This is a genomic window from Demequina flava (assembly GCF_000975035.1).
Classification (GTDB): domain Bacteria; phylum Actinomycetota; class Actinomycetes; order Actinomycetales; family Demequinaceae; genus Demequina; species Demequina flava.
The window spans coordinates 15,894-39,683 of the sequence record NZ_BBRA01000001.1 but is presented as its reverse complement, the minus strand read 5'-3'; the positions used below and the strand labels follow the sequence as shown (position 1 = coordinate 39,683).

23 protein-coding genes are annotated in these 23,790 nt (G+C 64.9%); 12 read left to right on the top strand and 11 right to left on the bottom strand.

Going from position 1 to position 23,790, the window contains the following annotated elements; all coding sequences use genetic code 11:
• The first annotated feature begins 44 nt into the window (after positions 1–44).
• From AOP74_RS00185 to AOP74_RS11980, 3 genes are all read left to right on the top strand, one after another.
• Positions 45–1,598 carry an HNH endonuclease gene (locus AOP74_RS00185; RefSeq protein ID WP_061960324.1) on the top strand — a complete coding sequence of 518 codons (1,554 nt, stop codon included), beginning with the start codon at positions 45–47 and terminating at the stop codon, positions 1,596–1,598.
• Between the two features lie 234 nt (positions 1,599–1,832).
• Positions 1,833–3,470: a sodium-dependent transporter gene (locus AOP74_RS00180; RefSeq protein WP_061960323.1), complete on the top strand. Its 1,638-nt coding sequence runs from the start codon at positions 1,833–1,835 to the stop codon at positions 3,468–3,470.
• Complete coding sequence (locus AOP74_RS11980) at positions 3,467–3,622, top strand: methionine/alanine import family NSS transporter small subunit (RefSeq protein WP_082095894.1); 156 nt, start codon at positions 3,467–3,469, stop codon at positions 3,620–3,622. Before AOP74_RS00180 ends, AOP74_RS11980 begins: the two co-directional genes overlap by 4 nt.
• Before the next feature lie 20 nt (positions 3,623–3,642).
• Here AOP74_RS11980 and AOP74_RS00175 read toward each other — a convergent pair whose 3' ends face one another.
• Positions 3,643–4,689, bottom strand: coding sequence for a hemolysin family protein (locus tag AOP74_RS00175; protein ID WP_061960322.1), 1,047 nt, complete (start codon positions 4,687–4,689; stop codon positions 3,643–3,645).
• Positions 4,682–6,067: a hemolysin family protein gene (locus AOP74_RS00170; RefSeq protein WP_061960321.1), complete on the bottom strand. Its 1,386-nt coding sequence runs from the start codon at positions 6,065–6,067 to the stop codon at positions 4,682–4,684. The genes AOP74_RS00175 and AOP74_RS00170 overlap by 8 nt, the downstream gene beginning before the upstream one ends.
• 258 nt (positions 6,068–6,325) lie before the next feature.
• Here AOP74_RS00170 and AOP74_RS00165 point away from each other — a divergent pair, with 258 nt between their 5' ends.
• Entirely contained in the window at positions 6,326–6,754 is a 429-nt protein-coding gene (locus AOP74_RS00165; protein WP_061960320.1) for a DUF1801 domain-containing protein, read from the top strand.
• A gap of 177 nt (positions 6,755–6,931) precedes the next feature.
• The gene (locus tag AOP74_RS00160; protein ID WP_061960319.1) at positions 6,932–8,701 is read left to right on the top strand and encodes a glycosyl hydrolase family 18 protein; all 1,770 of its coding nucleotides are present in this window, start codon (positions 6,932–6,934) and stop codon (positions 8,699–8,701) included.
• A gap of 156 nt (positions 8,702–8,857) precedes the next feature.
• Here the strand turns inward: AOP74_RS00160 and AOP74_RS00155 are convergent, their stop codons facing one another.
• Positions 8,858–9,469 carry a sugar O-acetyltransferase gene (locus AOP74_RS00155; RefSeq protein ID WP_201774287.1) on the bottom strand — a complete coding sequence of 204 codons (612 nt, stop codon included), beginning with the start codon at positions 9,467–9,469 and terminating at the stop codon, positions 8,858–8,860.
• 96 nt (positions 9,470–9,565) lie between these two features.
• Between AOP74_RS00155 and AOP74_RS00150 the strand changes: the two genes are divergently transcribed.
• The gene (locus AOP74_RS00150; protein ID WP_082095893.1) at positions 9,566–10,765 is read left to right on the top strand and encodes an Rv2578c family radical SAM protein; all 1,200 of its coding nucleotides are present in this window, start codon (positions 9,566–9,568) and stop codon (positions 10,763–10,765) included.
• Between the two features lie 21 nt (positions 10,766–10,786).
• Here the strand turns inward: AOP74_RS00150 and AOP74_RS00145 are convergent, their stop codons facing one another.
• The gene (locus tag AOP74_RS00145) at positions 10,787–11,089 is read right to left on the bottom strand and encodes a hypothetical protein (protein WP_152649101.1); all 303 of its coding nucleotides are present in this window, start codon (positions 11,087–11,089) and stop codon (positions 10,787–10,789) included.
• Between the two features lie 145 nt (positions 11,090–11,234).
• Between AOP74_RS00145 and AOP74_RS00140 the strand changes: the two genes are divergently transcribed.
• A complete protein-coding gene (locus tag AOP74_RS00140) occupies positions 11,235–12,884 on the top strand; it encodes a cation:proton antiporter (protein ID WP_061960317.1) in 1,650 nt (549 codons plus the stop codon).
• 48 nt (positions 12,885–12,932) lie between these two features.
• Here AOP74_RS00140 and AOP74_RS00135 read toward each other — a convergent pair whose 3' ends face one another.
• Positions 12,933–13,829, bottom strand: a complete 897-nt coding sequence (locus AOP74_RS00135; RefSeq protein ID WP_061960316.1) for an SDR family oxidoreductase — start codon at positions 13,827–13,829, stop codon at positions 12,933–12,935.
• Positions 13,830–13,961: 132 nt separating this feature from the next.
• Between AOP74_RS00135 and AOP74_RS00130 the strand changes: the two genes are divergently transcribed.
• From AOP74_RS00130 to AOP74_RS00115, 4 genes are all read left to right on the top strand, one after another.
• A complete protein-coding gene (locus AOP74_RS00130; RefSeq protein ID WP_152649100.1) occupies positions 13,962–14,804 on the top strand; it encodes a phosphodiester glycosidase family protein in 843 nt (280 codons plus the stop codon).
• A gap of 175 nt (positions 14,805–14,979) precedes the next feature.
• Positions 14,980–15,306 (top strand): YidH family protein, encoded by a 327-nt coding sequence (locus AOP74_RS00125; protein ID WP_061960314.1) that lies wholly within the window; start codon positions 14,980–14,982, stop codon positions 15,304–15,306.
• Positions 15,303–15,704, top strand: coding sequence for a DUF202 domain-containing protein (locus AOP74_RS00120; RefSeq protein WP_061960313.1), 402 nt, complete (start codon positions 15,303–15,305; stop codon positions 15,702–15,704). Before AOP74_RS00125 ends, AOP74_RS00120 begins: the two co-directional genes overlap by 4 nt.
• 64 nt (positions 15,705–15,768) lie before the next feature.
• Complete coding sequence (locus AOP74_RS00115) at positions 15,769–16,230, top strand: hypothetical protein (protein ID WP_152649099.1); 462 nt, start codon at positions 15,769–15,771, stop codon at positions 16,228–16,230.
• A gap of 77 nt (positions 16,231–16,307) precedes the next feature.
• Here the strand turns inward: AOP74_RS00115 and gnd are convergent, their stop codons facing one another.
• Positions 16,308–17,345, bottom strand: a complete 1,038-nt coding sequence (gene gnd / locus AOP74_RS00110; RefSeq protein ID WP_236683682.1) for a phosphogluconate dehydrogenase (NAD(+)-dependent, decarboxylating) — start codon at positions 17,343–17,345, stop codon at positions 16,308–16,310.
• Between the two features lies 1 nt (position 17,346).
• Entirely contained in the window at positions 17,347–18,771 is a 1,425-nt protein-coding gene (gene zwf / locus AOP74_RS00105; RefSeq protein ID WP_061960311.1) for a glucose-6-phosphate dehydrogenase, read from the bottom strand.
• A gap of 230 nt (positions 18,772–19,001) precedes the next feature.
• On the opposite strand from zwf, the gene tal reads away from it, so the two are divergent.
• Positions 19,002–20,171 carry a transaldolase gene (gene tal / locus AOP74_RS00100; protein WP_082095892.1) on the top strand — a complete coding sequence of 390 codons (1,170 nt, stop codon included), beginning with the start codon at positions 19,002–19,004 and terminating at the stop codon, positions 20,169–20,171.
• 39 nt (positions 20,172–20,210) lie between these two features.
• On the opposite strand, the gene AOP74_RS00095 is transcribed toward tal, so the two are convergent.
• The 4 genes from AOP74_RS00095 to AOP74_RS00080 all read right to left on the bottom strand — a co-directional run bounded on the left by AOP74_RS00095 (position 20,211) and on the right by AOP74_RS00080 (position 23,734).
• On the bottom strand, positions 20,211–20,936 hold the full coding sequence (locus AOP74_RS00095) for a hypothetical protein (protein WP_061960310.1): 726 nt from the start codon (positions 20,934–20,936) through the stop codon (positions 20,211–20,213).
• A 73-nt stretch (positions 20,937–21,009) separates the two neighbouring features.
• Positions 21,010–21,999: a zinc-binding alcohol dehydrogenase family protein gene (locus AOP74_RS00090; RefSeq protein ID WP_061960309.1), complete on the bottom strand. Its 990-nt coding sequence runs from the start codon at positions 21,997–21,999 to the stop codon at positions 21,010–21,012.
• Between the two features lie 41 nt (positions 22,000–22,040).
• Complete coding sequence (locus tag AOP74_RS00085) at positions 22,041–22,691, bottom strand: hypothetical protein (RefSeq protein WP_152649098.1); 651 nt, start codon at positions 22,689–22,691, stop codon at positions 22,041–22,043.
• A complete protein-coding gene (locus tag AOP74_RS00080; RefSeq protein WP_061960307.1) occupies positions 22,688–23,734 on the bottom strand; it encodes an NAD-dependent epimerase/dehydratase family protein in 1,047 nt (348 codons plus the stop codon). The genes AOP74_RS00085 and AOP74_RS00080 overlap by 4 nt, the downstream gene beginning before the upstream one ends.
• Positions 23,735–23,790 lie beyond the last annotated feature (56 nt).

Sequence of the window (23,790 nt, the reverse complement as noted above, 5' to 3'; positions counted from 1 at the left end):
TGGGCCGATGGTTCCATGTCAGACCCCTCTGATTGAGTGTAGGTATGGCAAGCGACGTCGCAGAGATCGACCGGGTAATCGCACTGGTGAGTGCGGTCATCGACGGCGATGCGTCGGCGCTGTCGCGGGATGAACTGCGTGATGGGCAGGCATCTGCGGCACGTTTGGAACGGGTTGCGGGTGCGTTGAACTCCTGGTTTGCGGGTGAGATTTCGCGCCGCTCCGCGCCCGGTAGCCCGGATGGTGGATTCGCACGCCGCGAAGGCTTCGGAGATGCGGGGAAGATGATTGCGAAGCGGTCAGGTGGGACCGCTGGGCGCGCAAAGCGAACCATACAAGCCGGCGACGCGTTTACGCCCGTGGCTCCTGTCGCGGAGTCGCCGGGACTTCTTGGCGGTGGTGAGCCCGCGGACGCCGAACGTGACGCGGCCAGGCCTCGTGCTGCGCGGTCTGTGAAGTATCCGCGCGTAGCTCAGGCTCAGGTGTCAGGCGAACTCTCAGTGGAGGCTGCCGGGACCGTCGTTCAGGCGCTCAACGAGGCGGCGCAAGACCTGGACCCTCAGGCTGTCGCCGAGCTCGAGGCGCGGCTTGTTGGCAAGGCCGTCGGTCTGTCAGCGCATGAGGTGCAAAAGATGGTCGCCACCGCGTTGGCACGCGCGAACCGTGAGGGACGGCAGCGTCGCGAGCGTGAGCAGTACGACGAGCGGTACGTGGCGTGGAAGCAGGACCACCGGGGGATGGTGCGCTTTCACGGACAGATGGACGCGGTGACTGCGGCTCCCATCATCAATGCGATTGAGCAGATGGTGACTCAAGACTTCCGCGCTCGGAGGGATTCAGATCCCGCTGAGGCTGACCAGCGCACGGTCGGACAGATGCGCGCCGACGCTCTCCACACACTTGCGCGCCATGCAGCCGGATGCCAGCAGATGGACCGCTCGGGCGTGCGCACCTCGATTGTGGTGCGAATGAACGTTTCCGACATCGAGGGTGACGACGGCATTGGCACAATCGACGGCATCGACGCTCCCGTTTCTGTGGGTCAACTGCGCCGCCTGGCCGGTGACGCCGGAATCATTCCCGAGGTTCTCGGTAAGGACGGCGAAGTGCTCGACCTTGGGCGGCATGTACGTGTGTTTTCGCGCGCTCAGAGGCTGGCTCTGCTTGAGCGGGATGGGGGCTGTGCAAAGTGCCATGCGCCTCCCGAGCATTGCGAGGCGCACCACATCACCTGGTGGTCTCGGGGTGGTCTGTCCAACCTCGACAACGGCGTCATGCTCTGCACCCGTTGTCACCATGACATCCATCGATATGGATGGGACATCGTCGCCACCGCTACGAGTGTGAGTTTCATTCCACCAACCCAGATCGACCCTCGCCGCCGACCGATTGCCGGTGGGGTGCGGGCGATAGACATCCGCGAGCCTGATCCAGGGATTCCACCGGATCCGCCGCCGCGAGATTCGATTCACACAGCACGACATCAACGGTCGCGAGGCGATGAGCGACGGGACGTGGCAGTACGCGCGCAACGGTCGCTGTGTGCGTATTCATCAATGTTCTCGACTTCGTCGGAGCTTGAGTTCTCCGCGCCGTGAGTGCTCGCTCCTGCGTCAGTGCGTCAGGGGGTAGTTCGTCAGCGACTCCATCAGTCCGAGTGAGTCGATACCTGACAGAGACCGCGCTGGCCGTGGGTGGCCCCGAGGCGCGGCGCCCAGCAGGACCCCAGCGGGCGTCGCGCGCTACGGTGGAGCGATATCGGCGACGTATGGTCGATAGCCCTGGCAGCAACAGTGTTTGCGTGGCAGCGATAGCAAGCGAGAGGGACGGCGATGTCTGGCGACGAAGAAGCACCACCTCCGGCGAGCAACTCCACAGGCGGCTCCGCAGGCGGCTCGACAGCGGCGCGTCCAAAACGCGAGGCGTGGTCGGGTCAAACCGCCTTCATCCTTGCCGCAGTCGGTTCCGCAGTCGGACTAGGGAACATTTGGCGATTCCCAGGCGAGGCGTACGACAACGGCGGGGGAGCGTTCATGATCCCCTACCTGATCGCGCTGATCACGGCGGGAATCCCCATCCTTTTCCTGGACCACGCTCTCGGACACCGTTTCCGAGGGTCGTCGCCGCTGTCGCTGAAGCGTGCGGCCAAGGGTGGAGAGGCTGTGGGGTGGTGGCACGTCGCTGTGTGTTTCATCATCGGCCTGTATTACACGGTGATCATTGCGTGGGCGCTGTCGTACTTCTTCTTCAGCTTCAACCTGGCCTACGCCGAGGACCCCGCAGGGTTCTTCACGGGGACATACCTGCAAGCCGCGGATCCTGGCTTCAGCCTCGACTTCGTTCCCGGGGTACTGTGGCCCTTGGCTGCGATCTGGGTGGTCACGATCGTCGTCCTGGCGCTCGGCGTGACCAAGGGGATCGAGAAGCTCAACATCATTGCGATCCCGCTGCTGGTCGTGACGTTCACTGCGTTGGTGGCGCGAGCGCTCTTCCTCGAAGGCGCCGCAGACGGGCTTGACGCGCTCTTCAGCCCGGACTTCGCGGCACTGGGAGACCCCGCCGTGTGGATCGCCGCGTACGGGCAGATCTTCTTCTCGTTGTCGATCGCCTACGGCATCATGATCACCTACGCCTCGTACCGTAAGCGCCGTTCCAACGTGACTGGCCCGGGCCTCGTCGTGGCGTTCAGTAACTCGTCGTTCGAGATGCTCGCGGGCATCGGCGTGTTCTCAACCATCGGCTTCCTCGCCGCCCAGCAAGGCGTCTCCGTATCCGAGCTCGAGGGCCTGACCGGGATCACGCTGTCTTTCATCACATTCCCAGCCGTGATCGCGCAAATGCCCGGGGGAGCGATCTTCGGTGCGCTGTTCTTTGGGTCGCTCTTGCTCGCCGGAATGACGTCACTTGTCTCGGTCTTGCAAGTCGTGCTCTCCGCCATCCAGGAAAAGTTCAACCTCAACGTCCGCCGCACGGCGTTGTGGATCTGCATCCCGATGGCCATCGTGTCGTTGGTCGGCTTCGGTACTACAACCGGGCTGTACCTCCTGGACACGTTGGATCAATGGTCGAATCAGCTTGGCATCGTGGCCGGCGCATTCCTGATGGTTGTGGTGGTGATGTGGTTCGGGCGCCGTGGCGAAGAACTCGCGCGTCACCTGTCAGCGGTGTCCACGATGAAGGTCGGCAGGGTGTGGCTCGTCGTCACATCACTCGTGGCGGTGCTGCTGATGTACATGTTCGTCGACAAGGTCATCACGCTCGTCTCGGAAGGCTATGAGGGCTACCCGACGTGGTACCTGGGCGTCTTCGGCTGGGGGACGCTCGCGTTCATCGTCGTGGCGGCCCTGGTCATGCCGACAATCAAGTGGGCGCGCGGCACCGATGACTTTGTGGCGTGGCCTACGCGCGAACAACTCGGGCTCAGTTCGCCGCCAGACCACGACACGACCCCCGCAAAGGAGACGCGATGAGTACCGGCGCCATCATCCTCATGGTTGTGACCCTCGCCGTGGTGTGGGGAGGCCTCATCGCATCGATCTTGTTCCTGCGTGCCAAGCCCGAACGCGATGACATGCCCACGGGCGGCGACGACGAACCGCTACCCGATCCAAACGCCAGGTAACAGAGGCACCACCACACGACCTAGTCGTTCGCGACGAGCTGCCCCGCATCGACCACTTCGCCCACGAGCCGTTCGATGACGTCCTCGAGCATCGCGGCGCCCATCACGTTGCCGTCCTTCACGACGAGCGCGATGTGGGTACCGCGCGCCTGCATGGCGGTGAGCGCGGACTCAAGTGAGGCATCGGCCGGAATGGTTGTCAGAGGCCGGATAGCCTCCGGTGGAACCGGCTTTGTAGCGCCGCCACGCGGGACCTCAACGAAGTCCTTGAGGTGCAGGTATCCGACGTAGTCGCCGTCGTCGTTCATCACGGGGAAGCGAGAGAAGCCAGTCTTGAGCGAGGTCTTCTGCGCGCGCTGCGGCGTGACGTCCGCGGGAAGAGTTTCGAGCTCCTCACACGGCGTGGTGACGGTCTCGACAGTCTCGAAGGACAGCGTCAAGGAGCCGGAAAGCACCTGATGCTCTTCGTCATCGAGGAGGCCTTCGTCGCGCGACTCGGCGACAAAGGCCGCAACCTGATCGGCGCTAAACGCGGACTCAACCTCTTCCTTAGGCTCCACTCGCAGCAACTTCAGTACGCAGTTGGCGATCCAGTTGAGTGCCCAAATCACAGGCTTCAGGATCCACACAATGCCATACAGCGGGGGAGCGAGCAGCATTGCCATGCGCTCGGGGTTTGCGAGTGAGATGTTCTTGGGGACCATCTCGCCCAGCACCATGTGCAGGAACACGACGATCGCCAGCGCGATACCGAACGCGATGCCATGCAGCCACGCGCCCTCGATACCGATGGCAGCGAGCGGCTTCTCGAGCTGATGCGCCACGGCAGGCTCACCAATGGCACCGAGACCCAGCGAACACATCGTGATGCCCAGCTGCGCGCCGGCCATCATCAGCGATACGCGTTCCATCGCTCGCACGGTGATGCGCGCGGACCACGAACCTTCGGCGGCGTACGGCTCAACCTGCGTGCGACGGGCGGATACGAGCGCGAACTCCGCGCCCACAAAGAAAGCGTTACCGATCAATAGGGCAACGGCGATGAGGATTGCTACTCCGTCAGACATTGTCGTCCTCCTCATCCTCGTCGTCGTCATCGTCGCGCGGCATCGCCTCCAGCATCACGCGGTCAACGCGGTGGCCATCCAGGCGGGTGACGGTGATGCGGACATCGACGGGTGTTGGGATGTCGTCTTCGTCGCGGTGCTTCTCATCTCGGGCCTCGACCGTGACCTGGTCGCCAAGCTGGGGGAAGCGCTCGAGGTGCTCAGTGAGCAATCCGCCGAGGGTGTCGGACTCGCGGGCTTCAGGCAGATCGAAGCCCATGATGTCGCCCGCTTCGTCGGGACGCAGCAGGCCGGACAGCGACCACTTGCCTTCGTCGATCTCGCGGTGACGCGCGAGAGGACGGTCCTGCTCGTCCTCAATCTCGCCCACGATCTCTTCGACCAGGTCCTCGAGCGTCACGATGCCGTCCGTGCCGCCGTATTCGTCAACGACTACGGCGATCTGCGAGCCACGGCGCAGCGCCTCGAGCACCGCAGACAGCGGCATGGTTGACGGAACCGACTCGACCTTCATGGAGATCTCGCGGACCGTCATGCTCTTGCGCTGACGCGCGGGCACGGCCAGCGCCTTCTTGAAGTGAGCGACGCCCACGATGTCGTCGACGTCTTCACCCACGACGGGGAAGCGGGCGTGACCCGTGCGGGCCGCGAGCGCCAAGACATCCGCGACCGTGTCATCGGCCTCAACGAACGTCACGCGGGTGCGCGGCGTCATGGCGTCGGAGGCGGTCCGCTCACGCATTTCTGCGGCGCGTGACAAGCGAGTCGCCACGCGAGGGTCCAACTTGCCCTGTGCCGCAGAACGGTTCGCCAGCGACTCAAACTCCTGCGCAGATCGCGCGGAAGCCAACTCCTCCACGGGCTCGATGCCCATGCGGCGTACCAGCCAGTTCGCGGAGCCGTTGAGGAAACGAATGAGCGGGCCCGCGAACCACGTGAAGCCGCGCTGCAGGCCGGATACGGCGCGACCCACACGCATCGGCTCCGCAATCGCCCAGTTCTTGGGAACGAGTTCGCCAAAGACCATCTGCGTGCCGGTGGCAATGATGAACGCGGCCGTGAACGACACCGCGAGGACTGTGCCATCGGGCATGCCGGTGGCCTCGAGTGCGGGCCGCATGAGGGTTGCAAGCGATGGCTCGGCGATGAATCCGACGAGCAGGCTCGTGACAGTAATACCGAGTTGAGCGCCGGAGAGTTCGGTGGAGAGCGTGCGCAAGCCCAACTGAAGGGACTTGGCGCGCTTGTCACCGGACTTGACCGCCTTGTCGACGGTCGGGCGGTCCACGGTGACGAAGGCGAACTCCGCAGCGACGAACAATGCGTTGGCGGCGATCAGCAGCACCGCGAGCACAAGCAGGATGCCGGCAGTGGTCATGCGATCAGACCCACCGAATCGATGGAGCACCGCGCCGGGCCGATGCTCGTGGCATCAGGGCAGGCAGCGTCGCGTGACAGAGGGATGAGGGCAGGCGCCAGGCCGCGCGTGATCGCTGCGGGCTGGCGCTTCGGACTATGGCCGTCGGGCATGGATGGATTGTACGGGAAATGGGCGGGGTCAAGCACGTACAACGGGTGGGTTCCGTACCCTTGTGCGAGATGTAGTTCGTGACGTCCGCGATGAGAGGTCTGACCCATGGAGCGCACCGCAGAATCCGTCGATGAGTTCTTGGCACAGGGGGACAGCGACGCGGATGGCACCTTGACTGCCATCGACGCGGTGATCGTGGCTGCGCTGCCAGATGGGACGCGCACGCTGTGGCGCGGAATCTTCTGGGGTGGGTCGGAGCAGGCGATCATCGGCTACGGCGACATCACGCAGCCGCGCCCGCGTGGCGCGGACGTGGAGTGGTTTCTGATTGGGCTCGCGCGGCAGAAGGACTACGTGAGCCTGTACGTGAATGCCGCAGACGGCCGCCAGTACCTGTCGAAGGAGTATGGGCCGCGTCTGGGGAAGACGAAAGTCGGTGCAGCCTCGATCAGTTTCAAGAGTGTCGAGGACGTCGATCTCGAGATCCTGGCGGAGATGGCTCGCCACGCGGGACGGGTTCAGGCGTACTCGTAGGGGCCCAGGTGTCGCAAAGAGTGCAACGAGCGTGCGGAAAGTGAGACGCGTCTCCGCACAAAACGGACAAGATACGTGATTTCCCGTATCTACAGCGTGCCGTTGGTCTGGCTAGCGTTCGAGAGTCCGTGATGGATCCCCCGCAATGGGACTGAACAGAGCAACGAGGCCTGATCAATGCACACATGGAAATCGCGCATCGCGCGCACATCAACAACCGCGCTGGCAACCACAGCCGCCCTGGGGGTGACCGCGCTGGTGGCCACCACAGCATCGGCCGCACCCCAGACGTCTGAACCTGCCAGCGATCCCGACGGCATCAACGGCTACAGGTCGGTCGGGTACTTCCAACAGCACGCCCCCAACAAGGACGGGCGTGACTACCAAGTGGCCGACATTATCGACTCGGGTGCGATTGATCACCTGACCCACATCAACTATTCGTTCGGAAATGTCACGAGCGACCTGGTGTGTGACATCACCGATGCCGAGGCCCCGGCCGATGCGCCGGACCCCGGTCAGATTGAAGGCGACCCGCTGAACGACTATCAGCGCCTGGTGTCGAAGAAGGACTCGGTGGATGGCAAGGCCGACAAGGAAGGCCAAGCGCTCGCGGGTAACTTCAACCAGCTCCTCAAGCTGAAGGAGGAGTACCCCGACACCAAGATCCTCATTTCGCTCGGCGGTTGGACCTGGTCGGACAACTTCTCTGAAGCATCGCTCACTGCCGAGAGTCGCGAGCGTCTCGTCGACTCGTGCCTCGATATCTACATTGATGGCGACCTGCCCGTCGACGGCACCTTCGGTGGCGAAGGCGTCGCGGCCGGCATCTTCGACGGCATCGACATCGACTGGGAGTGGCCGGCGGCCAACGGCGAGCACCCCAGGCCAAAGCCGGACGTCGACAAGGAGAACTTCCTGTCACTCCTCGAGGAGTTCCGTGCCCAGCTGGACGAGCGCGAGGCGGCCAACGACGCGGAATACCTGCTGACGGGCTTTGCGCCTGCCGGCTGGGCCCCGCGCACCAACGGTGGCTGGGTTGATCCGCGCGCCGTTGAGGCGTTCGACTTCCTCAACGTTCAGGGCTACGACTATCACGGAACCTGGGTCGCGGGCCGGACCGGGCACCAGGGCAACCTTCACGCCTACGACTGGCCGGTCGACCCCGCAGACCCCACTGGTGATCAGGCCACCGCGAACTGGGGACTAGCTGCAGATGGCCTCATGAACGCGTACAAGGCTGCGGGCTACACCGGTGAGCAGCTCAACCTTGGTATGGCGATCTACGGTCACGGCTGGGAAGGCGTGGACGACGGCGAGATCGCCGGAACCGCGGCAACCGGTGCCACCGGGACTGCCACCTACGACGAGATCAAGAACCTAGGCGATGGATACTTCGATCCCGCCGCAGGCGCCTCATGGCGCTACGACGGCGATCAGTGGTGGAGCTATGACGACACCCAGTCTGTCCGCGCAAAGTCGATGTGGCTTGCCGAAGGTGACTTCGGTGGCGCGATGTGGTGGGACCTGTCGGGAGACAAGAACGCCGACCTCGTGACTGAAGCCGGGAACGCGTTCGCGGCCGCCGCCTCGGGGCCGACTGTCGCCGACAACTGCGCCGCACGGTGGTTTGCCGCGGGCGTCTACACGAGCGGTGAGGTTGTCTCGCACGACGGCGCCGAGTATCGCGCCGACTGGTGGGTACGCAACGTGGAGCCGGGTGCCGCCCCCAGCAACGGCTGGAGCATCATCGGCGACTGCGGATCTTCCGGAACGGAGATCGTGCTCGAGGAATGTGCACCCGCGTGGGATTCTGCCGAGGTGTACACCCGCGGTGACGTGGTCTCGCTTGCAGGTGTCAACCACACCTCGTCGTGGTGGAACACCAACACCGCTCCTGGGTCCAAGCCCTGGGGAGCATGGGAGGCCGGCGCCTTGTGCGGATAGCGCCGCCGCTGACCTGACTGATGCCCGGGCCGGACCCGTTCGTGCCGTCCGCATCGCCCCGGACGTCAGCAGTTGATTGGTGAGGGCCGATGCTGTGGTGACCACAGCATCGGCCCTTCACCTCTGTCTGTGGATCGCCTTTGTTGGGGCAGCAGGCTACGGGCGCTCGCGGTCGTCGTCCGTCAGTGAGCGAATGACGCGTGCAGGATTGCCCGCGGCGAGGACTCCGGGCGGCACGTCTCGCGTCACGACGGAGCCGGCGCCAATCACGCTGTCGCGACCAATCGTCACGCCCGGGCACACCACGACCGATCCACCGATCCATACGTTCTCTTCGACAGTGATGGGGAGGGCGCGCTCCCAGCCCTCGCGTCGAGTTGCGGGATCCATGGCGTGGTTGGGTGTGTAGAGCCGCACGTCGGGCCCAATGAGGCACTTCGCACCGATGGAGACCAGCCCGCCGCCCAGGATCAATAGGCCCGCGTTAATGAAGACGTCGTCGCCAATGCGGACGCGCTCGCCGTAATCCATGTAGATGGGCGGGCGAAAGTCGAGATTGTGACCACACGAGTCGAGCAACTCGTGCATGAGTTCATTGGCCCGCCGCGGGGAGTCAGGGTAGACGGAGTTGATGGCGCGGCAGGCGGCTTGAGTGGCGTCGGTGCGGTCCGTCAGCTCTGGCCCGGCGTGCCGATAGCGGAACCAATCGCCGGCCACCATCTTGTCGAACTCGGACCGGTCTGGATCGTCATCGATCATGTCAGCCATCAGCGTGTGCCTCTCGTGGGTGGTCCTTGTCTTACGCTACTCCGGCGCGCCGGGGGAGTCCTTGCGAGTCAGTCGAACATGTGTTCGAATGGCGGCATGCGATGGGAAGCACAGGATGTGACGGTGGAGCGGGCCGACGCCCTGCCTGGCTTGGCCAAACTCAACACCTTCATTCGGTCTGTGCAGACGCCCGAGTTTGCGGGAGTGACGTTCCACGAGATTCACGCCAAGAGCGCGCTGAACAAAGTCGGGGATTCCTCGGTGGTGCCGTTCACCTGGACCATCAATCCATACCGCGGCTGCTCGCACGCTTGCGTGTACTGCTTCGCGCGGCCCAGCCACAAGTACCTTGAGCTTGATGCCGGGGACGACTTCGACAACCAGGTGATTGTCAAGACCAACATCGTTGATGCACTCCGCGCGGACTTGGCGAAGAAGTCGTGGCAGCGCGAGCACGTGGCGCTCGGCACCAACACCGACCCGTACCAGCGGGCCGAGGGCCGCTATCAACTCATGCCCGGCATCATCGATGCGCTCGCGGAATCGGGCACTCCGATGTCCATCCTTACGAAGGGCACGTTGCTGAGGCGCGACCTCCCGCGCCTAGCCCAGGCCGCACAAGATGTCCCCGTCGATATTGCGATGTCGATCGCGATCTTCGACGACGACCTCCAGCAGTCCATTGAACCGGGCACGCCCACAACGGCTGCCCGTCTGGCGACCGTCAAGGCGGCCGCGGACATGGGCTTCAACGTCGCAGTATTCATGATGCCGGTCTTGCCCTACCTGACCGACTCCGAGCCTCACCTCGACGCGGCGCTGACGCGTATCAAGGAAGCCGGCGCATCGTCGGTGACCTACACCGCACTCCACCTCAGGCCCGGGGTCAAGGAGTGGTACGCCCGGTGGCTCAACACCCACCGACCAGACCTGACGCCCAGGTACCGGCGTCTCTTCGGCGACGGCGCCTACGCGCCCAAGCACTACCGACACGAGCTCGCCGCACGCATCAAGCCGCTGATCCGCAAGTACGAGCTCGCACCGACTGTCGAGGACCCCAACACTGGGTCGATGGGATCAACTGACAGCGCACGGGAGCGTAGCGCTAGTGCGCGTGCGACTGCCCGCGACGGTAACGGCGAGTGGCGGAGAACCCAAGCCTCACGTCAGCGCATCGGGGAGTCGGGGAGCGCAGGTGCCAGGTCCGTCGCGCTCGGTGCCACAGATCATGACGCCGCGCTTCCCGACGCCGCACTTCCCGACACCGCGGCGCAGGAGCCTGCTCGTCTTTTCTAGATGAAGCGCAGGGCGAGCGGGCTACTCAGCGAAGGCGAACTCCGTGCCAGCGATGGAGGCGCGGCCCTGCTCGAGGACGTCGACTCGTGTAATCCCGGCAGCCACGGCGGTCGTGAGCGTTGCGGTCGCGGCGTCATCGAGCTGCCAGAGCCCTGAGCCTTCGCCGTCCGTGACGATCACGCCGCGAGGAGTCATGGTGATGATGTAGACGCGCATGGTCATCATGTCCGCCTCCTTGCCGCTCACCTGGCCCATAGCCGAGGTGCGCGAGGTGGAAGCGGCGCCCGAGCGTGCGGGCCTGACGATGCGAATTGTCGCAGTCATCTTCATCTCCTCGTGAGTGGACCCTGTGAGCGTAACCCGGGCATCGGCCCTGTGGCCAGCACCAAAAGTCCCGGATATCTCCTGAGCCTCAGTTGCGCGTGACTTCCCTGGCTACGATGGGACTCGCCGTCGTTGGGAGGACGCAGTGGAGTTCCTGGTTATTGCCGTTATCGCGCTCGTCGCGATTGCTTTCTCCACGGCGGTGAGCCCCAAAGTCGGGATCGCGTCGCCGCTGATCCTTGTCGCGCTCGGCTTTGGCGTGTCACTACTGCCGTTCGTGCCGGACATTTCAGTCGATCCGGAGGTCATCCTCGCGGGCGTGTTGCCCCCGCTGTTGTTCGCGGCCGGTGCCTCCATCCCGGCGACAGACTTCCGTCGCGAGTTCAAAGCCATCTCTGGCATGTCGGTGGCCTTGACCATCATTTCGACGCTGCTGCTCGGAGTCTTCTTCCACTGGGTGATCCCGGACCTGTCCTGGGCGTGGTCGTTCGCCATGGGCGCGATCGTGTCGCCTTCGGACCCCGTCGCCACGGCGATTATCAAGCGCCTGGGTGTCTCGCCCCGCGTGGTCAGCATCCTGGAGGGGGAGAGCCTCCTCAACGACGCGTGCGCGCTTGTCCTGTTGCGCGCTGCGGTTGCTGCGGCCGCCGCGGCAGTCACCATCTGGGATGTCGCCGTCGAGTTCATCCTTGCGATGACGGTGGCCGTGATCATTGGGCTCGTGGTGGGGCGGCTCAACCTGTGGATCTCGGGACGCATCACAGATACGACTGCCAACACTGTCTTCACGCTGGCGGTGCCCTTCATCGCCTCGATTCCAGCCGAGCTGGTTGGAGCCTCCGGACTCGTCGCCGCGGTCGTCTGTGGGCTCGTGACCGGAAATGGCGCCGCGCGGGCGCTGTCGCCACAGGTGCGGATTTCTGACGCGCAGACTTGGCACGCGATCGAGTTGATTCTCGAGGGTGTCGTCTACCTCATTGTCGGTCTCGAGCTTCTTGCCACGATCGAAGAGGTTGAGGCCAACCACCAGGGGGTGGGATTCGCTGTCGCGGTTGCGGCGGGAGCCCTGTTCTTCGTGCTGGCAATTCGTGCGGCCTTTATCGCGCCGCTGCTGTGGGTGCAGGCCAAGCGCGCGCGTCGCGCTGCCGCCCTTCAACCGCATCTTGAGTCCCTGCGCGAACGACTTCGCGACCCCGATACCGCGACTGGCGCCATGAAGCAGGTCGGACGCGCATCGGGCGGCCTGCGCGGGCGCGCCATCGCTCGTGGCAAGGTCAGCGAAGAGCACGTCCACCGCCATCTCCGGCGCACCGAGGCAGACATCAGCTACCTCGTGCGGGAACCGCTGGGGCCTCGCGAAGGCGGACTGATGGTGTGGGCAGGCATGCGCGGTGTCGTCACGGTCGCCGCTGCGCAGACCCTTCCCACGGACACCCCTGGGCGCGCGCTCCTAGTGCTGATCGCATACGCGGTCGCCGTCGGCTCGCTCGTCATTCAGGGAGGCACCGTCAAGTGGGCAATCCAACTCCTGAAGCCTTCCCGCGGCGCGAGCCCCGAACAGGAGCGCGCGGAAGCGGCCGCGCTCGACGAGTACTTGGCGGAGACCGCCGATCAAGCCCGCGCCGAGTACCGCGACGAGGGCACCGCAGAACATCGCGTAAGCCAACACGTCGCGGTAATCGAGGCCAAACGGGAAGCACTGATCGACGCCCGTGGACTAGGGATCTTCAGTTCGCAGGCGCTGTCGGCCAAAATGGACCGCCTCGATGCCGACCAAATCCGGCTCGAACTGTAGACGCGCTCGTGCCCGCATGCTTGTTCGCGGCGGTTGCCTCAGCACCACTTACGGCACGGGCAGTCCGCCGTTGACGTTGATGGTCTCGCCCACAACGTAGCTCGACTCGGGTGAGGCGAGGAAGACATACGCAGGTGCCATTTCGACGGGCTGGCCCGCACGGCCCAGCGCCGTGTTGTCGCCAAAGCCGTCGAGTTTGCCCTGTGGCTGTCCTTCGCTCACCTGGAGCGGCGTCCAGACAGGACCAGGGGCCACGGCGTTAACGCGAATGCCCTGATCGGCCAATTGCATGGCCAGGCCCTTCGTGAATCCGTTGATACCGGCCTTCGTGGTGGCGTAATCCACGATGATGGGCGAGGGCTTGTATGCCTGCACCGATGTGGTGTTGATGATGGTTGAGCCCGGACCCATGTGCTGGAGCGCGTCCTGAGTGAGCCACACCATCGCGTAGAGATTGGTCTTGAACGTTTGGTCCAGATCGTCATCGGACAAGTCCTTGAAGTCCTCGTGAAAGACCTGGTAACCAGCGTTATTCACGAGAATGTCCAGTCCGCCAAGAGCGTCGACGGCCTTGCTCACAAGGGTGCGGCAGAAGTCGCGGTGCCGTAGATCGCCCGCGATGAGGACGGCGCGGCGGCCCTCGCTCTCGATAAGGCCGCCGATGCGCTCGGCGTCAGCCCGCTCAGCCTCAAGATAGGAAATGACAACGTCCGCGCCCTCACGTGCGAATGCGATGGCGACGGCAGCGCCAATGCCGGAATCTCCGCCGGTGATCAGAGCCTTGCGGCCTTGGAGTCGGCCGGTGCCGCGGTAGGTCTCCTCGCCGTGATCGGCTTGGGGATCGAGGTCTCGGTCCAGGCCCGGGAACGGATGCTTCTGTGCCTTCGGACGGATGTGCGCGTAGCGCTGCGACGGGTCGTCGAAGGTGAGTTGATCAAATGACATGTGAACCTCCTGAGCAAATCTCGGGATGGGCGTCTCATATGCCCCTGTCTCTGTCGACAACCAATCGCCGGCCGCGAGGATTCCCATGTCAGCGTGGCACCACAGCGCTTCCGGGCGTGCCAGGCTAATGGTGTGGATGACACTTCTGTGAGGCGCAGCAGGACGCGGAGCGCGATGCTCTTCGCCGTGCCCGTGGTGCTGACGCTGACAGGGTGCATCGGCCCCGGCGCGCCGACTCCAGCGTCGACAGTCACCGTCACTCCAACCGCGTCCGCCGCGGCTCCCGAGGGCGCGGATGGCGGCCTTGACCCCATCGCCGACGTCGACGCAGAAGTGATCGAGCACGCCGACAATCGCTACCTGGTGGTGACGCTTCCGCTCAACGACTTCGACATCTCCATCGATTGGGACCCGGGTGACCCCGGCACCATGCTGCGCGACGCACTTGCGGACGACCCCACGGCCGCAGTCGCCACGAACGCCGGAATCTTCACGGAACAGCTGGTGCCAGGCGGCTTGCTGGTCTCGGACGGTGAGGAGCTCGTGCCGGTGAATCTCAACGAAGGCGGGGGCAACTTTCACCTGATGCCGAACGCAGTGTTCGCTGTGTATGGCGATACCGCGGCGGTGATGGACAGCCGTGACTACGTCCCAGACGGCGTGCTGCAAGCGACCCAGTCCGGTCCAGCACTCATCCTGGACGGAGACATCCACCCAGACTTCAACGAGGGCTCGACCAATCTCGCTGTGCGGTCCGGCGTGGGAGTAAGCCCCGATGGGGAGACGGTCTATCTGGCTATCAGCCGCAGCCTCACAAACTTCTGGGACTTCGCAACGCTGTATCGCGACGAGCTGGGCGTCGACGATGCGCTCTACCTCGACGGCGACATCTCGTCCCTTTGGGTCACCGGGATGGATGAGCCCGGTCCGCTCGACGGCCCCTACTCAGGGATCATCACCGCGCACCAGAAGTAGCGCTGGCGCTGCTGGCCCGGTCGCAACCCGCACCCGTGCGCCGCGTCCCCTCAACGGAGGTGCGAGACAGCGCCGTGTCCGGCGAGCATCGGCCCGCTCCAAACGCTACCGTCGAGAACGTGGGCTTCCCGAGGACTCTGGGGCACCCTCACAGATCGTTGACCAGGAGGTTTGCATGCCGCATCAGGTAACACCGCAGGTCGCGCTTGCAAACGAGCGCACCTTCCTCGCGTGGATTAGAACCTCTCTAGCGCTGACGGCGACCGGCGGTGCCCTCGTCGCGCTCGACCCCCCTGTTCATCCGGGTTGGCTGCTGGTGTCCGGTGGAGTATTCGTGCTCCTTGGCATCGTGACTGCAATTCATGCGTGGATTGGCTGGCGCATCACCAATCGCGATGCGGGGCGGGGCGACTGGGAGCCGACGCTGCCTCTCGGTGGTGTCATTGCCGTCGGCGTCGTGGTCGCAACGCTGATCCTGTGCTTTGGAGCATTCTTCGCATGAGCCGGCGATCGCGCGGAAGGCTTCCGGACGGCGCGGACAGTCACGACCCCGGTCCGATGCGTCCGCCAGACGCGTTCGATCTGCGTACCTTGACCGCGTTGGCGTGGCGACGCACGTCATTGCGGATCGGGGCAGTCTCGATCGCGGGAGCTCAGCTCCTGGTTCTGTACTACGGTCCTGCCGCCTATTTGCTTGCGGTTCTGGGCCTCGCGTCTGCGTTGATCATGCACCTGTCGGCCTCGCGCCGGTACGTCAAGGTCTCCCACGGCATCAGGCAAGGGGAGCACCACGCGGGCATCGCGCGAGCAGGCGTCAGGGTCGGAGTGCTGAGCATTTTTGCGGGCCTCGTGGCGCTGGCGACGTTCGGGTGGATTGTGCTTGAGGCGTATGTGCTGTGACTTGCGGTGAATCCTTCTTCCGGCGTACGCCACGGTCCCCGGGTGCGATGGCACGATCATGACCATGGCAACGTATGTTTCGCGGCAGTGGGCCTGGCAGAACTCAATTGCGCTCGGTGCTTTGGCGTTCGCAGCGGTCGCCTGTGGCGTGGCCTTCACCGTGGCCGACACATGGCTGGAGACGCCGTGGATCGCTGTGGCGTCGATTGCGATCCTCGTCGCGTGCGCATGCATCCCGCTGACGATCACCGTGGCGCCAGCGGGCGTACACGTGTCCCTTGGCGGGGTGCTCAAGCGAGACATCCCTGCCGCGGACATTGCGTCGGTGACGGTCGCGTCATACCGGCCGATGCGGGAGTTCGGCGGGTGGGGATGGCGCTTTGGTCTCCACGACAAGCGGGCACGCGCGTACACCGTCACCGGGTCGACCGCCTTGGTGCTGACGCTCCACGACGGAGGCAAGGTCTACCTCGGCGTCGCCGACGACCGCAAGTGCGCAGAGGCACTCGCTCAGGTCACCGCCTGACTCGCTGATTCACCGACGCACGGGCACACAGACCCACCACGGCCACCAACGCACTGGCCGCGCGGGGCGGTGTCCGTTTACTCGCCGGTCGGGCGCTCCACGTGTCCGCCGAATCCCTTGCGCATGGCGGACAGCACCTTCTCCGCATAGATGTCGAGGTCGCGCGAGGCAAAGCGGGAGTACAGGGCCGTCGTGAGCACGGGGGTCGGCACACCCTCGTCGATCGCCGCGATCGATGTCCAGCGGCCCTCACCCGAGTCAGCAACCGAGCCCGAGAACTCATCCAGATCGGGGTCACGCTGAAGCGCCTCGGCAGTGAGGTCGAGCAGCCACGAGCCCACCACTGATCCGCGACGCCATACCTCGGCGACCTGATCCACCGGAATGTCGTACTGGTAAAATTCGGGGTTCGACAGCGGCGCGGTCTCCGCGTCGGCCTGGCGTTGCTGTGTGCCAATGTCGGCATTGCGCAGCACGTTGAGCCCCTCCGCGTAGGCAGCCATGAGTCCATACTCGACGCCGTTGTGCACCATCTTGACGAAGTGTCCCGCGCCGTTGGGACCGCAGTGGAGCCAACCACGCTCGGCGGGGGAGACCTCGCCGGTCAATCCAGGTGTGCGACCGGCGGATTTAGCACCGGGTGCGATCGTGTCCCAAATGGGTGACAGGCGCGTCACCACATCTGTTTCGCCGCCAATCATGAGGCAGAAGCCGCGCTCCAAGCCCCACACGCCGCCCGAGGTGCCGCAGTCCACGAGGTGGATGCCCTTGTCACTTAGTGCGGCCGCGTGCGCGATGTCGTCGCGGTAGTAGCTATTGCCACCGTCGATGATGGTGTCGCCCGGCTCTAGGACCTCAGCAAGCTCATTGATGACCCCCTGTGTAATGGCGCCAGCGGGGACCATCACCCATACCGTGCGCGGCGCCTCAAGCGCGGTGAGGAGGTCGGCCACCTGGGGCGCAGGAACGGCGCCCTCGGCTGCCAAGGTCTCCACAGCATCGGCCGAAACGTCGTGGACGGCAACCGTGTGACCGTCGCGCATAAGGCGACGGGTGAGGCCCGCGCCCATGCGGCCCAGTCCAATCATTCCGAGTTGCATTGGGGTGTCAGTCATGTCAGTTGCCTCCATCGGTCGCAGCGTGTGCTTCTGGGTTGTGCCAGGGGCCGTCTTCGCCAATGAGGCGTCCGGCAGCTTCTTCGGGACCCCACGTGCCGGGGGTGTAAGGAATGGTGGCCGCGTGATCGGTGAGTACCCCGTCGACCACGCGCCATGCGGCCTCGACCGAATCCTCGTGGGTAAACAGGGCGCTGTCGCCAGCAAGCGCATCGGTCAGCAACCGCTCGTATGGTTCGAGCTCGAGCGGGCTCTCCGTCGGAAGCAGGAGCTCGCGTTCGTGGCCCACAAACTCCTCACCGGGACGCTTGACGCGCACGCCCAGGCCAATCTCGCCCTCAGGCTGGAGACGGAAGCGCAGGCGGTTGGGGTGCTGGTCGGGGTCCATCGCATCGCCAAAGAGCGCCTGAGGTGGGCGCTTGAAGTTCACGACGACCTCGCCAGCCGAGGTCGCGAGGCACTTGCCGGTGCGCAGGTAGAAGGGGACTCCTGACCAGCGCCACGAGTCGATGAACAAGCGCACAGCCGCAAACGTCTCGACATCGGAGTGCGGGGCGACACCTTCCTCGTCGCGGTAGCCCTTGAACTGGCCGCGCACATAGTCGTGACGCGTCAGTGGGCGCATCCCCTTAAAGACGTTCGCCTTCGCAGCCTGAACGGCACCGTATCCCTGGTAGGTCGGCGCCTCCATGGCCAAGAGTGCGACGATCTGGAAGAGGTGGTTCTCGACGACATCGCGCAGGGCTCCGGCGGACTCATAGAACGATCCGCGGCCCCGGACCCCGAAGCTCTCGGCGAAGGTGACCTGGATGGACTCGATGTAGTTGCGGTTCCAGATGGGCTCGAACATCGAGTTGGCGAACCGGAAGTACAGCAGGTTCATGATCTCTTCCTTGCCAAGGAAGTGATCGATGCGGAAGATAGCGTGCTCGTCGAAGGCGTCAGTGATGACGCTATTGAGCTCACGCGCGGACGCAAGGTCACGGCCGAATGGCTTCTCTACGACCACGCGCGCATTCTCGTGCAGCCCCACCCCCTTGAGGCCCTGGACCACGGTGCCAAACAGCACGGGTGGGATCGCCAGGTAGTGCGTCGGGAACTGGCAGGTGCCCAGACACTCACGTAGCGCGTCGAAGGTCGCTGGGTCCTGATAGTCGCCGTCGACGTAGCGCAGCAAGGCCAACAGGCGTTCCATTGCGTGCGCGTCGTCGATGCCGGTGGCGGTTGCCTCGACGGCGTCGTGGGCTCGCTGCTTGAGGTCGTCGAGGGACCACGAGGAGAACGCGACGCCGATGACCGGCACTGTAAGCGTTCCGGCCTTCACCATGCGGTACAGCGAAGGAAAGATCGATTTGCGCGCCAGGTCTCCGCTGGCGCCAAAGAATACGAGGCAGTCTGAGGGGGTTTCGGGGGCAGCTCCTGGCATGCGCACTCCTTGTGCTCGCTGGTAAGTCGGGCGTCGTCGTCTCCTCCCACCCTAGAGGCACGTGTGGCTGAACGGCGGGCAATCAGGCGCGGGCTCGTGAGTGGGTGGGTGAACGTTCGGCGACGCGCTCGCGAGGGCGGCGAGCCGATGGAATGCTCATGTGTCAGCAGTGGTTCCCCTCACATCGACGGCTTCTACGGCCGCCACACCTCAGAAGAAGGAGATACGCAATGACGCACACTCACGATTCCGACCCCACCGCGACCGCGCCTGACTCGCAGGCCGCACCACCCAATGAGTCGCTCCAGGCGTTGGCGAGCGCCGGCGTCTCCATTTGGCTCGACGATCTCAGTCGCGAACGCCTCAACTCCGGATCCCTCGAGGCGGACGTCCACGCCAAGTCAATCGTGGGTGTGACGACCAACCCGTCCATCTTCGCTAAGGCAGTCTCGAGTGCGGACACGTACGACGCCCAGATCGCGCAGTTGGCAACGCGTGGCGTGGGTGTCGAGGAATCCGTGAGGATGATCACGACGGCCGATGTTCGTCACGCTTGCGATGTGATGCGCCCCGTGTGGGAGGCGAGCGGGGGAGTCGACGGGCGAGTGTCGATCGAGGTCGACCCACGCTTTGCGCGCGATACCAAAGCAACCATTGCCGAGGCACGCCAATTGTGGTGGCTCGTTGACCGGCCCAACGTCATGATCAAGATTCCTGCCACGGTCGAGGGCCTTCCCGCGATCCGCACCGCAATCAGCGAGGGAATCTCGGTCAACGTGACCCTGATCTTCTCCCTTGACCGCTACCGCGAGGTCGTCGAAGCCTTCGTCGCCGGACTGGAGGATGCCCACGCGGACGGCAAGGACCTCCCGAGCATCGAGTCCGTGGCGTCATTCTTTGTCTCGCGCGTCGACTCTGAGGTGGATTCCCGCCTGGAGACAGGAGGGGCGGCACCGGAACTGCGCGGCAAGGCAGCAATCGCCAACGCGCGGCTCGCGTTCGAGCACCACGAGCAGGTGCTTGCCTCGGACCGCTGGGCCACGCTCGCCAGCGCGGGCGCGCACCCGCAGCGCCCACTGTGGGCCTCGACGTCGGTGAAGGACGACGCCTACCCCGATACGCTCTATGTCGACGAGTTGGTCACTGCCGGGACCGTCAACACCATGCCCGAGTCAACCCTGGATGCGTTCGGTGACCACGGCGAGCCTGGTGGCGACGGTGGGCAGTGGGACACCGTCCGTGGCACATACGACGACGCCCGTGCCACCTTCGCGGCGCTCGCGGATGCCGGCATCGATATGAGTGACGTGACCTCCCAGCTCGAGGACGAGGGCATCGCGAAGTTCGCCGATGCGTGGGAGGACCTGCTAGCGCGAGTGCGTGAGCAGTTGGGCGCCTAAGTTCCGTGTTGTCCCGTGGAGCCGGGCCGATGCTGTGGCCTAGAGGTCAGGGAGCTCGCCACAGCGCTCGAGTGTGTAGGGCAACACCACGCTGAGTCCTTCACCGCCGGCCGATGCTGCTTCGACCACCGAGGCGTCTGAGAGCAGGGCCACGGTGGCCTGGTCGTACTCGGCGATCGAGCCCGCGCTCGCGGCAATCTCGGCCTCCGGATTCACCCATTCGGTCAGGTACGTCTCGATGTCGGTCAGGGCCGCCTCAACGTCCGCGCTAGCGAAGTCTGGAGTGGTCGGAGCCGCGGGGTTCTCTAGCGCGCCCGCGGCTTCGCTCCACTGATCAGCCACGATGGCGGATGCCGCGAGCATCTCGGTGCCAGCGGCATTCATCTCGGCAACGCTGCCGCCGTCGCCGTCGACTCCCGTCTGGGCAGACTTGCGATCGGTTGCATCGAGAAGGTCCCCCATCGCCTTCGCGCCGGCGAGTGCCGGCTCGCAATAGGGGTCGATGCCCGCGGCCATCGCGTCGTCCGGCTCACTGCCTGAGTCATTGCCAGATTCGTCGGCCCCGGACTCCGCGTCGCCCTCGATACCGCCGTCCTCGGTGCCACTATCCGACCCACTTGCGTCAGCATCGGCCGATGCTGTGGGAACCGTGGAGCCTGTGGGTGCCACGCTCGTCGTGGTCTCGCCTTCGGAGCTCTCCGAGCCGGTGCAGGCGCTCAGAACAAGAGCAACGGTGGGCACGATGATGAGAAGGCGCAGTCGCATGCCACGAGGATGTCACATGGGCCTCCTCGCTCGTAGTTGGTGCGGGGGCCGGAGTGCCTCGTCGCGCCAGCGATTAGCGGTGGACGACGACCTTGCCGATCATCGACTTCGACTCGACGAGCCGGTGGGCTTCTTGGAGTCCAGAGGCAGAGAAGTCGTTGATGGCCTCGGTCATGGTGCTTCGGACCTGTCCCGCATCCACGAGGTCGGCGACCTGCGCCAAGATCAGCCCCTGTTGCGAGATGTCCCATGTCTCATAGCGCGAGCGCGCGAACATGTAGCCCCAATGGAATCCAACCGCCTTGGGAAACAGGGGGAGGAGGTCTAGTTTGCCGCCATCGATGGACACAATCTGGCCGAAGGGCCGCAGAAGTTCGCCGTATGTAGCGATATTTCCCGGGGTGTAACTCGAGAAGACGTAATCGACGTCGCCGTCGTGCGCTGCCCGCACGGCCGCGGTCAGGTCGTGATGGTCGACCACGAGATCTGCGCCCATCTGTCGGCAGTAGTCCTGGGACTGTGGGCGAGACGCGGTCGCGATGATCTTCAAGGACGTGACTGCCTTGGCGATCTGGGTGAGCGCTGATCCCACGCCGCCGGCGCCGCCAACCATGAGGAGCGTGCCGGAGTCTTCGCGGCTGAGGCGCATCGAATCGAACATGCCTTCCCAGGCTGTGAGCGCCGTGAGGGGAAGCGCCGCTGCCTCGGCGAACGAGAGGCTGCGCGGTTTGTGCGCCACGATGCGATGGTCGACGGCCTCGAGGTCGGCATTCGCTCCTGGCCTGCTGGCGTCGCCTGCCCACCACACCTCGTCGCCAATGGAGAATCCCTCGACGTCGGAACCCAACGCGGTCACGGTGCCCGCGCCGTCGAAGCCGAACACACGTGGTGGCCCGCCTGCCTTCACTCGTGAGCGGCGTTGCACGTCGGTGGGGTTCACGGACGTCGCCTCGACGCGGAGGAGCAGGTCCGTGGGGCGCAGTTCGGGGTCCGGAAGGTCAATATCTTGCAGTGAAAGCGGGTCATCGATGGGCAATGCTTCGAGTGCGGCAATCGCGTGCATGAACTGCTCCTTCGGTACAGGGGACTGTGGGGTGGAGGGGTCTACCGGGGACGGTGATTTTCTGCGTCGAGGCGAGCTCCCGCGGCGTGTGCGACAGCGGCGGCCTCACGCCAGCCCAGTCCCGCGGCACACAGTGCATGGGTCATGGCGAGTCGCCGCCAGTCAGAGGCCAATTCGGGACGTGCGGCGGCCAGGATCAACGTGTCCCATGCTGCCTGCTCGACGTACCAGGCCAGCGCAGCCTCCGGAATGTCGGTGCGGACGGAGTCCTGAGCGATCCCGCGCTGAAGGGCCACAACAAGGACCGCCCGCAGCGGCGTGAGCGCGTTCTCGACATCGGAGCGGAATCCGCCGCGCGCGGCCATTCGCGTGACATGCAGTACGTCCTTTTGGTCCTCCCAGACACGGCCGATCAGCATCGCAATCTGTTCGCTGGGTTCGCCGTCGTCCAGAAACGCCGCGCGGCCGACTCGCTCGGCGCCCCGCATGGCCGTGGCGCGGATGAGGCCATCACGGTCTTCCAGCAGCCGGACGGCCTGAGCGCGGTCGACGCGCGCCCGGTCAGCGACGTCCTCGAGGGAGGCCTCCGGGTTGCGCTCGAACTCCTTGAGCGCGACATCCATCAGTTTGCGGCGTGCGGCCGCGTCCGCCTCGGGGGTCGGTTCAGGGGAGCGCCGGCGCCAGGGGCTCACGCGCCAGCCTCACGCAATGCCGCGCGGTAGATCGCGCACAGCGAGTCGAACATGGCGTTCGCCTCATCGTCGACGTGTTGGCGCTCGGGGTCCGCTTCGAACCACTCAATGCACTCGGAGATCCCCTCGGCGAACGACGTTGTTGCCGTCCAGCCCGGGACCAAGTCCTTGATCAGTGAGGTGTCGTACACCGCATTGTGCATCTTGTCGCCGTAGATCGAGCCTGCCTGGCGTGGGGCGGCTGCGACCATCGCGTCGGACGGGACGGCTACACGCTGGGCGTGCCATTGCTCGGGAGACAGGCCTGCTGCAGCGGCGATGGTTCCGTAGAGCGCGTTCCACGTGAGCGCCTCATCCGAGGTGATGTGGACTTCCTTACCGAGCGCACGCTCATTGCCCATGAGGCCCACGATCCCGGCCCCGACGTCCCGTGCGTGAGTGAGAGTCCACAGAGCGGTGCCGTCTCCCGGCACGGCGATGTCAGCTCCGCGGCGCATCCGATCCACGACGGTCCAAGGAGCCGACGAGTTGCCGGTGTAGGCGGGAATCTTGGAAGGCCCGTAGGTGTGGGCCGGCCGCACAATGGTCCAGTTGAGGTCCGCTGCGGGGGCACGCTCTCGCAAGGCTTGTTCAGCCTGCGCCTTGAGTTGCGCGTATTCCCAGTAGAGGTTCTCCTGTGGGTCGTCCTCGCGCAGTGCATGGAACTGATCGAATGTGCGGTAGCTCGCAGACGTCGCGATCAGCATGTACTGATTTGTCAGCGGCGCAAAGGTCTCGACGTCCTGAGCGACATGCTCGGGGGTGAACGCCACGCTCTGGAGGACGGCATCGAACCGTTCGCCTCGCAACCTGGGTCCCCGCAAAGCTGCCCGCAGCGCCTCGGGGTCCGTGGCATCGGCCGTAATGGTGTGTGCCCCGGGCGGTGGCGCGGCTGTGGTTGAGCGGCCGCGCGTGACAAGCGTCAGGTCGTGGCCTTGGGCGGCCAGTAGCGACGCGACTTCGGAGGAGATCAGGCCGGTACCGCCAACTATGAGGATGCGCATCTTCCCAGCGTAACCGCGACTGAAGGGTCCGCACCCGCGGCGGGAATCCTCGCGCC